This is a genomic window from Bacillus sp. FSL W8-0629, from assembly GCF_038593225.1.
GTDB classification, from domain to species: domain Bacteria; phylum Bacillota; class Bacilli; order Bacillales; family Bacillaceae; genus Bacillus; species Bacillus altitudinis.
In genome coordinates this window covers 1,650,259-1,664,464 of the sequence record NZ_CP151975.1, presented here as the reverse complement: position 1 = coordinate 1,664,464, position 14,206 = coordinate 1,650,259, and the positions used below count along the sequence as shown (strand labels likewise).

14 protein-coding genes are annotated in these 14,206 nt (G+C 41.0%); all 14 read right to left on the bottom strand.

Annotation, left to right across the window (positions count from 1 at the left end):
- Positions 1-4 precede the first annotated feature (4 nt).
- The 14 genes from NSQ17_RS08480 to NSQ17_RS08415 are packed head-to-tail and all read right to left on the bottom strand — an operon-like array spanning position 5 to position 14,103.
- Positions 5-1,198 (bottom strand): acyl-CoA dehydrogenase family protein, encoded by a 1,194-nt coding sequence (locus tag NSQ17_RS08480; RefSeq protein WP_342468019.1) that lies wholly within the window; start codon positions 1,196-1,198, stop codon positions 5-7.
- Positions 1,164-2,474: a hypothetical protein gene (locus tag NSQ17_RS08475; RefSeq protein WP_058337323.1), complete on the bottom strand. Its 1,311-nt coding sequence runs from the start codon at positions 2,472-2,474 to the stop codon at positions 1,164-1,166. The genes NSQ17_RS08480 and NSQ17_RS08475 overlap by 35 nt, the downstream gene beginning before the upstream one ends.
- Positions 2,461-3,717, bottom strand: coding sequence for an ATP-grasp domain-containing protein (locus NSQ17_RS08470; protein ID WP_342468018.1), 1,257 nt, complete (start codon positions 3,715-3,717; stop codon positions 2,461-2,463). Before NSQ17_RS08470 ends, NSQ17_RS08475 begins: the two co-directional genes overlap by 14 nt.
- Positions 3,718-3,721: 4 nt before the next feature.
- The gene (locus tag NSQ17_RS08465) at positions 3,722-4,852 is read right to left on the bottom strand and encodes a nucleotidyltransferase family protein (protein WP_041507277.1); all 1,131 of its coding nucleotides are present in this window, start codon (positions 4,850-4,852) and stop codon (positions 3,722-3,724) included.
- Positions 4,839-5,975: an aminoacyl--tRNA ligase-related protein gene (locus tag NSQ17_RS08460; RefSeq protein WP_058337325.1), complete on the bottom strand. Its 1,137-nt coding sequence runs from the start codon at positions 5,973-5,975 to the stop codon at positions 4,839-4,841. Before NSQ17_RS08460 ends, NSQ17_RS08465 begins: the two co-directional genes overlap by 14 nt.
- Positions 5,976-6,827: an HAD hydrolase family protein gene (locus tag NSQ17_RS08455; RefSeq protein ID WP_342468017.1), complete on the bottom strand. Its 852-nt coding sequence runs from the start codon at positions 6,825-6,827 to the stop codon at positions 5,976-5,978.
- Between the two features lie 3 nt (positions 6,828-6,830).
- Positions 6,831-7,913: a myo-inositol-1-phosphate synthase gene (locus NSQ17_RS08450; protein ID WP_342468016.1), complete on the bottom strand. Its 1,083-nt coding sequence runs from the start codon at positions 7,911-7,913 to the stop codon at positions 6,831-6,833.
- Positions 7,914-7,937: 24 nt separating this feature from the next.
- Positions 7,938-8,744: a histidinol-phosphatase gene (locus NSQ17_RS08445; RefSeq protein ID WP_212360349.1), complete on the bottom strand. Its 807-nt coding sequence runs from the start codon at positions 8,742-8,744 to the stop codon at positions 7,938-7,940.
- A 16-nt stretch (positions 8,745-8,760) separates the two neighbouring features.
- The gene (locus NSQ17_RS08440; RefSeq protein WP_342468015.1) at positions 8,761-9,534 is read right to left on the bottom strand and encodes an SDR family oxidoreductase; all 774 of its coding nucleotides are present in this window, start codon (positions 9,532-9,534) and stop codon (positions 8,761-8,763) included.
- Positions 9,535-9,548: 14 nt separating this feature from the next.
- The gene (locus NSQ17_RS08435; RefSeq protein ID WP_045034282.1) at positions 9,549-10,277 is read right to left on the bottom strand and encodes an SDR family NAD(P)-dependent oxidoreductase; all 729 of its coding nucleotides are present in this window, start codon (positions 10,275-10,277) and stop codon (positions 9,549-9,551) included.
- The gene (locus NSQ17_RS08430; protein ID WP_212360354.1) at positions 10,274-11,263 is read right to left on the bottom strand and encodes a phosphotransferase; all 990 of its coding nucleotides are present in this window, start codon (positions 11,261-11,263) and stop codon (positions 10,274-10,276) included. The genes NSQ17_RS08435 and NSQ17_RS08430 overlap by 4 nt, the downstream gene beginning before the upstream one ends.
- A gap of 4 nt (positions 11,264-11,267) precedes the next feature.
- Positions 11,268-11,819 (bottom strand): AAA family ATPase, encoded by a 552-nt coding sequence (locus NSQ17_RS08425; protein WP_135227167.1) that lies wholly within the window; start codon positions 11,817-11,819, stop codon positions 11,268-11,270.
- A gap of 14 nt (positions 11,820-11,833) precedes the next feature.
- Positions 11,834-12,868: a hypothetical protein gene (locus NSQ17_RS08420; protein WP_342468014.1), complete on the bottom strand. Its 1,035-nt coding sequence runs from the start codon at positions 12,866-12,868 to the stop codon at positions 11,834-11,836.
- Positions 12,869-12,873: 5 nt separating this feature from the next.
- Entirely contained in the window at positions 12,874-14,103 is a 1,230-nt protein-coding gene (locus NSQ17_RS08415; protein ID WP_045034279.1) for a methionine adenosyltransferase, read from the bottom strand.
- Positions 14,104-14,206 lie beyond the last annotated feature (103 nt).

Genomic DNA, 14,206 nt, shown 5'->3' with positions numbered 1-14,206 from the left:
GCCATCATACCCAGCGATTTTTTAACGGGATAATGCCCAGCTCTTTTTTCGCAATCACTTCTTTTAATACATCTTCTGAAGGTGGATGAAATTTTGCCGCTTTCACATCTCGGCTTAAGCGCTCGAGCAAAGATCCTTGCTGTAATGAAGAAAAACCCTCGACCTGAGAAGCCAGCTCCACGATTTCTTCTGCCGCCTGCGTCACAAAGTGTTTAGTAATCAGCGTCTTCGTATACAACTCACTCGAGTAATGAGTTTGTTTCTTTTCTCGATCTGCTTGCTGGGCACAGGCTATGAGCTGAGAATGTGCTACATCTAATTTCATTTTCATATCTGCAATACGAAATTGTTGACCTGGTAAAAAGGCTGATTTTTTCTTAGAAATTCGATCATTCCTTTTATATGCCATACCGAGGGCATGTTCATATGCTGCCTTTGCAATCCCGTAATAAACAGCGGTAACAGCTAAACGAAACCAATAGATTAAATGTTCAGTATCTTCTATTGCGTAGCCTTCCCGCCCGATGAGCTGATGATCGGGTATAAACACTTGATCAAAATGAATGTGATGACTCATCGATGCTCTCATTCCCGAATAATTCCACGATTCCTCCACCGCAGCACCTTCACTCGGTAATGTCATTAAAAGCGCCGTCATTCCATATTGAGATGTACATGAAGACGGGGCATACTCACAATAGATTGGCAAATATTTAATGCGCGGTGCACCTGTCACAGTAAACTTAGTTCCACTCACAAGATATCCGCCATCTGTTTTTTCGGCGGTGATGGTTGGAATTCCCTCCATTTGCTTTCGCTGATAAATAAAAATCACATTCGGGTCGCTGACAGAAGCGATGAACTCTCCTGAATGCCGAATATCGTCAAATACCGAAGCCTGCTGCTCACTTGTCAGCACTTCAGAAAATGCGCCGAGCGAATAGTAATGCATTGCCATAATGAGGCCTGTTGACGCACACCCTTTAGATATGTGTGACAACAAGGTGATCGTTTCTTCAAATCCATACCCAAGACCTCCGTCTTGTTTCGGCATATTGGCAACATGTAATCCACAATCAATCAGCTCGTCTAGATTCTGATGTGGGAACCGAGATTCGGCATCCAGCTGCCCTGCTCTTTCTGAAAATTGGTGAATGAGACGATCAATCGTTTCTTGTCGAAGCTCTGTCAGTTTCATTTCCACCCCTCCTTTGTCTAAAGAATGATCTATTTTGTTTCAATAACAGATCTTCTGGGGTCCCTCTATCTCGCACAACATAATCGTTCCCCTCAAACAACAGTAGCTCAAGCGGAGAAGAATGACCTAAAAATAAGGTAGGGCTGTAGCTCAGTCCATATGCACCAGATTTCTCAATACAAAGAAGATCCCCTACTTCCCCTTGCGGAAGCTCCACCTGCCTGCCAATTAAGTCTTCTGGTGTACAAAGCGGACCAACAATTGATTGTTTCACTACGTCTGCGGTGTTGCTGGAATGTTTAATAAGCCGCATAGGGTAATTATTGCGGAGCAGTCTGCCTCTAAACGTCATCGCTTGATGATGATGCATCCCGCCATCTGCTATTAAAAACGGCTGCCCTTTTGATTCTTTTACATATTGTATGGTTGTTAAATAAACACCACATTCTGCTAAAAGAAATCTCCCCATTTCTATAATAAACCTCGGAAATTCAAGCTCAGTTTCATATGATCTAATCAAATCCGCTACGTGTTGAAATAGCCTTTCAGCATGAAGCGGGGTTTCATGCTGAAAATACGGAATGCCAAAACCGCCACCTAAATCAACCATCTGGCATGTTCGTCCATATTCATTCTTGATTCGAACAGCTGTGTTAAGTGTGTATTCAAACGATGATAAAAGCGATGTTTCATCAAGAACTTGAGTCCCCAGATACATATGGATACCTTTAAATAGCAGCGAATGATCATACTTCTGAAACAGATCAAATACATCATTCAGTTTAGATTCATCTATTCCAAACGGACTTGGAACTCCGCCCATTTTTATTTTGGCTCGTGATTCAATTGATTCTGGATTGATCCGAATGCCTACTGATGCCTGCTTGTCTTGACGTTTTGCAGACTCAGCGATGTAGGTCAGTTCTTCCTTAGATTCGGCGATAATACAATAGATCTCATGCTGAACAGCGGTATCAATCTCTTCCTTCTGCTTACCCGGTCCAGAAAAAATGATTTGCTGCGGTGAATAACCTGCTTTTATCGCCATGAAAAGCTCTCCTTCAGAAGCCACTTCTATACCAGCTCCAAAAGACCGTAACAATGATGCAATCGAGACATTTCCATTGGACTTAAATGAAAAGAACACCTCAGCTGTTTGATGGAGCCATGATGTAATGTGCTCATAGTGCTCTTTCAATGCATCTCCATCGTATACATACATCGGCGTCCCATAACGATTCGCTTTCTCTAAGAGCGTAAAGTCATTTTCCAGCACTACTCCTCCTCCTTTCTGATGAAAATTCCATCTCATCAAACATTGTCAGCATATGAATCTGCTTGTCCTTCTTCATATGGTAAAACAAGATAAACAATCGATAGTGCCACATATCATCAGATCTCGTCTTACCAAAAGTATAAATAAAGAACCCGCCATCTTCTCCCGGATTAAGTGCTTCTGTTACCTCCGTTAAGACATCTTCAAATGGCAGGTCAGCGCGGCATGAGAATCTTTTAAAGCGGCTTTCGATATATTCGTAGGTTGAAAAAAAACGACAAATCAGTGGGAGTAAATAAGTGACCTGTGTGAACCGGGCATTTATTTCAATGATCGGTATGAGCTGTTCATTTTCATCAATAATTGAATCGACACCAACCACACCACGATACCCTTCATCATAAAGAAGCTCTATGATTCGATGCATGCTTGCTTCGTATTCACGTTTTTTGCCCAATTCATACACAGGCACAAAATCCGTCCCTAAGTAAATGCCGTCCTCATTAATTTTCTGCTCTGTAATGGAGAGTAAGTGTGACCCCTCCTCTTGAATGAGCAATTGGGCATTTAAGGACCGTTTAATCGGATGCCATCCCTCTAAGAGCAAATCCGTTTCGATATTCCTTCTTTCAATAAAGGTCAGCAGCTGCATAAATTCTCGGTCACTTTTTAAAATACGCAGCCCCTTCCCAGATGATCCATAAGGTATTTTCAGAACCATTTTGGAGAAATTCTTCGCCTTTAATTCTTCATACGTCTGTTTTAATTCGTCAGCATGATGACAGATAGCGCCGCATGTGACGTTAAACAGATGTTCTTCTGCCCATCTTCTTGTAGAAATCTTATGATTGAACCGCTTTACGAGTGTAGCATTTGAGCCGTATATCGTTCTTTTTTCAATCAATGCTTCTTTTTCAAGTGATTCATCTAAAAGATACGGTACAATCAGTCCATTTAATTTAAATGCTTGGTCTAGTTGAGTCATATGCGGAAGCTGGACACCTTGATTTTCCAAATAGGCTAAAAAAGCTTTATCAGGCTGATGATGCAAGATGACATGATGCTCTTTAGATGCAATCAAAAGCAGTTGTTGTTCTTGCTGAAGAACCAGTTCATTTTGAACATGGTCTGTCATGACTGGTAAAGCTCTTGTTTGATCCCAGCTTTGTTCTTGATTCATATTCCCATACCAAATCACGTCATTTCTTCCCTTAAAATCAAATAGCGATGCCGGATCTTTCATGACACTACTCCTTATGCACAGAATGCTTGTTGATATCTAAAGATCGATTAATATGAAAGAATCGTTTACGAATTGGTTGATTCCAAGTATGAACGACATCATTTGCATCCAGCACTTCGGATAAATAAGTAAGCGATTCAGGCTGAAGTGCATCCATGACAAGTTCAGGAATCGTTTGAGGAAAGACCTCATTCACATAATGAAAAGCAAAATAGACCATCTTTTCAAAGCCATACGCTTTCGTCTGGCGGACAAACAAATCCACATCGAGTAGGTCTTCCTTCATAAACATGCCATATATATCTAGCAGTTTATAAAGCAGTAAGTCTTTCATTGACTCCACTTCATTTAAATAAATCGCTTCTTTATAAAAATGAATACAGAGGAAAAGAAGCATATCCTCTTCTTTTAAAGACCATACAAGGTGCTCGTCAACAGACGTTTGAATTCGTCTAGACAGCATTTCTTTGACGATTGAATCCGTTCGGTTCCCTGTCATGAGGTCAACTGAAAACTGAACATCAATTTTATGACAATCAATAAAGCGGCAATCTGGTGTAGGTTTCATATAGGTGTAGGTTTGATGTGAGTTCATGATGAGGTAAAGGATGTCTTTGCGTTTGGCAGGTGTGACTGTCTCCGTTTCATAGTTCCAAGAACCTTGAATATAGCCTAATTCGTTTAATACGTGTCCAGTTTCTTGCAGCTGATCTTGTGAGATAAAGAGATCGTTGTCCCCAAATAAGCGAAGCCCAACATCACCGTATGCCCACTGGCCAATCACACTTCCTTTTACAATGGCATATTCAATTCCTTTTTGATCAAGTGCTTGAAATAACTGATCATTTAACTTGATATTGTCTCGAGCCGTTTCTAGTTGACCCTTATACATAATCTCTAATGACTTTAAAAAATAAGTCGCTTTAAACTCTTTTCTTAAATGAATGGCATAACGTTTAATATTCTTCCACGCAATTCCTGCTGTCCGGTGAACATGCAGCATTCCGAGAATGACATTCCAGTCTTGCTGCTTATACAAAAGCTCCTGCATCTCTTCAATTTGACTCGCTTTTAAAAAAGGAGTGGATAAAGTGAGAGCTGTATGTTCTTCTTGAGTCAGATTACTTTGCAGCATAGCGCTCCTCCTTTAAATGAAGCATGTCTTTCGGCCAATCCTTTCGATTTCGACCGTATGTTTGTAAAAACACTTGAACCCAACGATCGATCCCAAATGCCGCACAACCTGAATAAAGCGGCAGACCATCTTCTCCGCTAATATGGAACCTTTCACAAAGCATCTCTCCGCAGTCGTTAAAAGAAGCGATTGAAACGTCTTTCTTTTCTGTCACAGCGACTAATTCATATTTGCTATTAGCCATTAATTGATAATTCGCTTTATCTATATCATCATAAAAGAAAAAAGGGTCATTTGCGGTCGTGACCTTTCCACTTAGACCAAGTTGATGAAAGCATTCCCATGTGTTCTCAAGGAGTGTTTTTCTCGTTTCATTGATAAATTCTTGATGACCAATAAAGACAATTTCGCGCATACTAAATTCTATTTTCCTGAGAGGGTCCACTTTCCAAGAGATTTCATGTCTAAAACATTGCCCCGCTGCTGTCATCATGTGATTGTCTGTATACGTCTTCCCTTCCCATTCCTCATAGCAGTGATAACAAATACACGGCTGTAAAAAACGGCCTGCCTGCTGGAAGTGTTCAGGCTGAAAACCATGATGCTTTTCTCGAATATCATCAATGATTTGATAATCATGAGGGATCTCAAAAACAGAATAAATATTTTGTGGAAAATTCGTATGATACTTACATTTTTCCATTAAATCTTTACTGATCGTCGAAGGGTATCGCCTTACTTTCGCTCCAAGTGAAATCCCTATATTTAAAAATAATTGATCAAAGTAGTTTGAAAGTTCCAATTCAACTTCATCATAGAAAGTTCTTTTCTGATCTTCCTCGCTTAGTTTCGAATGAACAGGCTCACTAGATAAATGAATATTTGATTTTATTTCTTTTTCACGAAATCTCCGCAGCTGTGCGATATTTGACGATAGATTCGAAAACGCAGTTGATATTGCCTCTTTGTCTCCCATTTTATCTACGGTTACTTCAATCATAGATTCCTCTTCGTTAAGAGCCACGTGCACAATATGAGCAGATAGAAATGAAACTCTTTCCATAAAATCCGATATCATTGTATCTTCTAATGCTTCTGGTAAAGGCAGTTGAAGGGTCCTCAACTAAATACCTCCCTTTTCATTGATAACGTGCGGCGTTTCAAATGATTGTAAAACTTTAAATAGATAATCAGAAATAGGCTCCTGTAAATGAACATCACTTAACTCAATCGCCGACGGATGACTATCTTGAACGGCTAGCCCCCACTTGGCCTTCTTCAGCATCAGCCTGTCATTATGACCATTTCCAAAGGCAATCACACGATCTAAATCTCTTTCTCCAAAACAATCGTATAAATAGTGCTCAAGCATGTCTGCCTTACAAATCCCTTTTGGAGATATGACTTGAGCATTTAAAAACTGGGCATCTGCTACGTCGCAATGACAATTTTTTAATTGTTGAGCAAGATCCACTTTTTCTTTTGGTAAAATAAATAGTTTAGTTACATGGTCAAAGCTAAATTCTTTCTTGTGACCAACCTCTATTTTTTCTCGTGGAAAGCTATATAGCATGCAGTATTTCAACTTAGCACTTTTACTTGATGCCACGTGCTTCCCATGAGATTCCATGACAAATTCAGCTTTTCCATCAAGTGATGTGATGATCTGTTGGCATAAAGCTACATCTACATACCGCTTCACCTCAAATGTTTTCTTTTCATGATGACAAATGACATTCCCATCATTCAGCAAAACATCATGATGAAATAAGGCGAGTAGAGATCGATCTAAATCCAGAGAGAAGAAAGAATCATAGGTTCTTCCTGTCACAATAATGGGTATAATGCCTCTTTGGCGCAGCATGTTCACTGCGCCATGGACATCACCAATAAGCTCGCCTCTGTCATCAATTAATGTTCCATCCAAGTCAAAAGCGGCAAATTTTATCTTGCGAAGATTGAGTTCCGCTTCCACTGGTTACACCTTTTTCAGCTCAGCATTTGCCACATATTCATTGAACAGACGTAATGATTCTGAATCGACTTGTCCAACTGGTGGACTCTTAAATAAGAATGGGCAGACGTCATGTATGACACCGCTATGATTCATATCTTTAGCTGCTTTTGCAATACGCATCGCATTCGCAATGACACCAGCTGAATTCGGACTATCCTCTACTTGTAAACGAATTTCAAGTGAAATGTCAGAATCTAAAACCGAATTCCCTTCTAATCGCAAGAAGCAGACTTTATGATCCCCTAAGTAGCTGACATAACCATTTGGACCTGCTGCCACTTCACTGGCATCAATCCCCGAAGCGAACAATGCTTTTCTCTTCGATTTTTGCTTACTCGTTGATCTCATAGGGTTGGCTAGGTTTAAAAAGTCCGTATTCCCTCCAACATTTAGTTGGTACGTATTGGTGATATCAATCCCGCGGGATTTTAATAGTTCAATTAAGGCTGTATGCAGTGTGGTTGCACCTAAGTGACTTCTTAAATCGTCTCCAAGGAGCGGGGTCTCCGACTCTTCAAACATTTTGACAAACTCAGGATCATTTGCCACCGGTTCAGGTGTCGCATTAATAAAGGCTGTTTGAGCGTGTGCACACGCCTCTGCGTACACACGAACTGCTTCAAACGAACCTGTTGGTAAGAAGCAGACGAGTACATCTGCCTGAACATCTTTTAACCTTTGCGTTACTTCATGTGTTTTCATATTCAGTGAATGTTCATGTGGTTGAATGCAGTTGGACAAATCTCCTTCAAGTCCATCACATAAAGGACCTGCTTCGACGGTTACTTGGAAAAACGGAACATCGATATGTTTCACTGCAGCTGTTGGTTTAGTAAAAATGGCCTCTGATAAGTCTTTTCCGACTTTATTTTGATCTACTTCAAAAGCGGCAACAAATTCGACATCAGATAACTGATAGCCTCCAATGACGTCATGCATAACACCAGAGAGCGTATCTTTCTTTTCCTTAGCCAACTCAACAAATTGAACGATACTTGACGCACATGATCCTACTCCTGCAATTGCTACACGAACTTTTGTCATTTTCATAACCCCTTTTTTATGAATTTATAGAGCCAATTTTCGCTTTTGACGAGATTGAAAAATACACCATTCCTGGTAACCTAATTCCTTTAGCGTTTGTTTCACTTTCAGCCAATCATCTGCCACGCGGGCGGGCTGATGAGCATCTGAGCCAAACGTGACTTCCACACCATAAAATTTGGCTCGCTCTAATAGATCCATTGATGGATACCAGCCGCCGCAGTCTTTTGTTTTGCCAGAGGTATTCACTTCAATCACAGAACCACTCTCCGCAATGACTTTTAGTGCATCATCGACAGCTTCTGTTTTGAGATGAGCAATTTCTGGATAAAAACCTTTTAAGGCGTCAATATGCCCTAAAACGTCGAACATTTGACTCTCAGCAGACATCTTAATCAACTGGTAATACGTCTCTTTTTCAATGATGGCTTGTTGCTCTGTGATTCGTTCCCAGCGTTTCCGGTTGAATAGATCGTATCCATTACTGACATGAACCGAGCCAATGATATAATCAAATGGATAATGTCGATACACGTCTCGGTAGAGGGCTTCGTGTTCTGGAAAATAATCAGATTCAACACCTAATAGCACGTGAATTTTCCCCTCATATTCCTTTTTCAATTGCAGGACTTCCTCTACATATGATTGAAATTCACTCTTCGCCATCGCTACCCATGGTTTAAAATGATCAGCCTCTTCACCAAAAAACGGGGAGTGATCCGATATTCCGATACATTCTAGACCTAGTTTGACAGCCTCATCGATATATTCTCTGATGTTTCCCTCCGCATGACCACAGCGCTGATGATGTGTGTGCAGATCAAATTTCATCAAAATGTTTACTCCTCTACATGGCAGTATAGCCGCCGTCAACCATTAAATTTTCTCCTGTGATAAAACTCGCTTCATCAGAGAGAAGAAAGATGACAGCAGATGCGATCTCTTCTGGATCAGCTGTTCGTTTTAACATGTGCATCCCTCCAATATCAGGGTGCTGATTTGCTTGATCTCTTGTCAATCCAAGTTCTTCCAAGTGAAATCGTTCGTTATTTTTGTTCCACACCGTACCGGGATTCACTGCATTCACACGAATACCTGCATCCGCCAAATCCATTGCCATGCATCGCGTCATATTCACAACGGCTGCTTTTGTCGCGTTGTATGTTAAATATTTCGGCTGGGCAATATGACCTGAAATGGAGGCAATATTTACAATGGATCCTTTTCCTATTTTCTCCATGTGAGGTGCCGCATGTTTGACACATAGGGCTTGCCCCATAATATTTAAGTCCATGATGCGCCGCCATTCTTCAACAGTAGCTTCAAGGCCACGCATGATAAAAACGGCTGCACAATTCACAAGCATGTCAATTTTCCCAAAATGATCGACTGTTCTTTCTACCATTGAGACAATGGCTGCCTCATCAGCAATATCAGCTTCTATAAACAACACATCATATCCAATTTCTTTGAGCCTTTTTTCTGCTGCTAATCCGTAATCTACATGGTGATCAGCAATGACGACTTGCGCCCCTTCTTGTGCTGCTCGTTCTGCGACCGCATATCCAATCCCCTGCGCCCCACCTGTCACAATCACTGTCTTTTCTTTCATCCCTCGCATGTAGCTGCCTCCTCTTACCACTGAAGTCTTTTACCGTCTCTTAGTAGCTCCCCTGTTGGTCCATCTCGGGGGAGCTGTGCCGCCCATACGATTCCTGATGCACCTTCCTGTACAGTTTTAACAGCCTCTGATGTCCCCATGTCCGTTTGTACCCAGCCAGGACAAACCGCATTCGCAAGAATAGAAAATGGCGCCCCCTCTAAAGCCGTGACTTTTGTCAGAACGTGCAAAGCCGCTTTTGACATCCTGTAGTAAGGACCGCTTTTTCCGTCACGCCTAACATCGTTTGAAGCGGAGATGGCGGAGAGCCTTCCCATGCCGCTAGATACATTGACGATTCGTCCATATCCAGCCTCTTTCATGTAAGGGAAAACCGCCTTGGTCATTCTGGCTGCGCCATACACATTGACATTCATCGTTTCTTGAAGTGTCGATACAGGAAGATCTAAAAAAGATGGAAAGGCGTCATCCATTATGTTGTCAAGAAAGACTCCCGCATTATTAATCAGCACATCCACTCTCCCGTACGAATCCTTCATAAATGCCGACAGACGTTCAACCGACTCTTCGTTTGTCACATCCAGCTGGTATGGCACAACCTGCTCATTTATATCAGAAGCAGCTAATTCAGCATTTTCAATCTGCCGTGCTGTTAAAATGACAAGCATGCCATCTTGCGCAAGCTGTCTGCACACTTCTTTTCCAATGCCTCTATTTCCACCAGTGACAACAGCAACCTTCAAATCCTCATCTCCTTTTGGAGATACCATTCTTCTTTCAGCTGGCTTGATGCGGATTCTAGTGCTTCCAAGGACCAATCAATATACCAGTTCAATAAGTGAGGTGTGTAAGTATGCAGAAGTGTTAAATACCGACCTGTCGGAATATATAAAAGTCTGATAAAACCAGATATAGAACGCCACTCGTTTTCAGATAAGTCATTGGCATATGCCTTTAAAAATTGAATCGTTTTCACAATGTCTAGTTGAAATGTTCCCCGCTTGATTCTCGTTAACAAAAAAGCAGATATGGCTGCATCATAAATTCGTGGTCTATAACCTGCTGTATCAAAATCAAGAACCATGGCGAGCTTCTTATGACGGATGAGCAGGTTGCCAGAATGAAAATCACCATGTGTGACAGCATGTGGTAATGCCTCATACAGACTAGGATTTAGCAGCGTGAGTACATTCATCAGCTCCTGTTCATACACTTTAAGCAAAGAAGCAGCCTTTTTAGAAGAAACGACTTTCTTTAATACACTTGCCGTCTTATCCAGTGTTTCGTCCGGTGAAGTTATCCAGTTTTTCAATTCACAGTTTGGGTTCACAGGCCCTTTCGGTAAGTTCTTTAATGAATGAAGTTGTCTTAATACCCGAATGGCTTCTTGTTCATCTGAACGATTTCCCATTTCATATGGCCTTCCTTCAAAATAGGGCCGCAACTGCCAAAAATGTTCTTTGAATAAAATGGTTTTACGACCGTTCTCTGCCTCTATCATTGGTTGAATCGGGAAACCATGATCAAGCAAAGCATCTGTTAAATCTTCTAAATATTGAAGCCACTTTGCATCATGATTTCTCGCACATTTTTTTAAGACAAAGCGGTTTTTAGCATCCTCTACAAGCCAGCCTTCATTGGGGCTTCTTCCGTTTAAAGGTGTTAAGCGGATTGGCTGTTCCGAAAACCAATATTTCAGGACATTATCAGCATCATCAGATTTCATCATGTCCTCACCCCTTTTTCTCAAGGTTTTTGATTTTCCTAAGTACCAGATCTGCTGCTTCCTGCTTGTCTATGCGCAGGCATTTCACACGTGATTCTTTTTTTAATTTATGAAAAAGCTTCTCGTTTTGATGGAGCACCTCTGGATACACATGAAAGGCATATGAGAAAAATTGGAGCGCATTCCCTATTCGCTCCTTATTTCCATTCCAAAGTTTTTCCCTTGTCATGAGCCGCTTGAACGTCCTTTTCATGAGACGGGGGAATGTCTTCCTTCTCTTCACATCAAGCCATATGATCGTATCAGCATATTCAGTCAAGATATGGTGAACAGATGAATATTGACCATCAATCACCCATTTCTTTTGTTTAACAACTTCATGGACGTTATCGATAAACAACTTCCGATCTGTTTTTTTCCAGTTCGCTTGCCAAAACAGGGCATCGAGCTCATAGTGAGGTAACATTAATTCCTGTTTCAAGTGATGGGCAAGGGTCGTTTTTCCAGATCCAGGTGGACCAACAATCCATATTCGCTGGCTAGCTCCTTCATTATTCAAGTGGTTCCCCCCTGTTACAGAACACGTTCATGCTTTTGAATGTCGTTTCTCACTTTTGTTAACAGATCTAATGATTCATCCCAATTGAGGTTTTCAGTTAATTCAAATACTGGTACTTCGCTTGAATGAATGGACACATCTTCACATAACAGATCTAGTGATTCCTCCGAAAAGCCATTTTTCTTTAACAACTGGCCAAAAAGTGTATGTGCGGGAGTCAGCCTTGTTTCAGGTGTACGAAAATAGTGAATCATTCCCGCCATTGCTTCTACAGGTCCTGGTGACAGGTGAATGCCATTAAATCGAGTACACACGTTCGTTAAACCAAACCGCTTTTGCTCCGACAGCAGCATGTGTTTAAAAGAACCTGCTTTTGCCTCTTTAGGGTCCGTTGCACCGATAAAATCTTCTCTTAACATCCTCATGGGCTTCTTTGAAAAACATTCCATGACGATAATAGACTTTGCAGGTGCAGTGAACCACTCAATTTGACAAGGGTGGAATGAATTGAGCAGAAGCATCTGTTCTCCATCCACCTCGGCCTTTATGGCGTATGTGCCCGCACCTAGCTTGTCCACCTTCATGTTCCGTGTAAGAAGCTCTAAACCATATGGCGTAAGCTCTTCGTACTTTTTTAAAAATTGATGGCCTCCATATATGAAATGTTCCTTCTGTTTAAACTCTGGATATTTAAAGAACAGCATCTTTTTTGCCGTATCTGACAATTCACTCAGACCGTTTTTAGAGATTTTGTTCAGCATCCCATATTGTTTTTCTATTATTTTCTTTTCTTTCAAATATAAGGATGATATAACACGCACTGCTCCTATTTCTATATCATGATTATCTAAGCGTAGGAAAAGTTCATCTAGTATTCGATCAAGCTGTACACCTTTGTGGATACTGGTTAATTCAGGCTTTAGCATCAATAGAAGATGATGTTGATTCAATTGTTGGTGTTTTTCAATTTCATATGGATGAATGGTCACTGCCATGGGTTCTTTTGTATGAATACATGCATGAACGGCATTAATGACTTTTTCTTTCATCCTTATTACCACATTGTCACGCCTTTAAAAATTAAATCTTTTGTCACATCGCCCATCGAATGAACCGCATTCATGACAATGTCTTCAATTCTCTTTCTATCCACTTCATTTCCATCCCACTGTTCAATACGGACGGCAATTTCATCAGGGTTGTGGAGCGGTGCTTCTTTTGAAGTAAAGATATGCACTTCTGTTGGCTTTTGAATGGTCTCAAAAATTTGATCTGCCAATCGTTGTGCGAGCACTCCATACAATTTCCCTGTATGATCAAGCGGATTTTTACCAGCCGGCGCTTCAATACTCATAGACCGCATTGGGGTGATCAGTCCATTTAATCGATTTCCTCTTCCAACAACACCTACATCGCCTGTATCTGCTACAGAACCAAGTGCTGTTAAGTACGGGCGACCATTGCGATCTGTTGCGTTTAGCATAAGATCAGGGGTAAGTCCTAACGTTTCATGAATATAGCGAGCAATTTGATCCTGACACTCTTTTTTACGGGCAAAATATTCCTCAAGACTATGAATATCTTTTGCTAGAAAAGGCATGTTTACTATGAGTTTGAAATCTTCATGACGTCTGCTTCCAAATATTTTCACATCCCAGCCGGTATCTGGGTTCACCTTTTTAAATTCTGGTCCATTCACATAACGCTCTGTATAGAGAACGAGTTTCTCAAGACGGCTTAACGGGGCATGAGCATGCAGTAAATTACAGTCATTTGAAACAAGCTTTGGATCCCCGATCTCGATCATATCTGTTTCAACCATCGGACGATATCTTGAATTTTTACGGCCTGCCCCTTGATGATCAACAATACGGCAGTCAATGACGAGATGTTCGTCAGCATCAAATCCGGTCGTCACCTCTGATAACACATCTTTGGCTGCATCGAAAAGAATCTTTTTAAGAGGAATCGGCTCATCACCGTATGCGTATGCCCCTTTTCCAGCAAACACAACTTGATACGGTTTGACCATTGTCCCTTTCCCATACGTGACATCAGCATCTCCACCAAGAAGCATCACTTTGTCAAACCAGTGGTGTGCTACTCTGCCGAAATGCTCCATGCAATATTGAGAATAATATTGAGAAGCTCTTTCTGCGATGGCGTCACACATCGTATCTGGATGCCCTACTCCTTTACGTTCTACAAGCTCATATGGAATTTGTTCGATATCCTGGCCATCACCTTTTAAAATATCAAGAATGGTTTTTTGAATTGTTTTCATTATCAATCGCCCGCTCTCTTTTAAAATATAAAAATATTGATCCTTTACCTTAAAACAACATGAAACATTTGGTAATATATATATATTCTGTATGAAAGAGGTG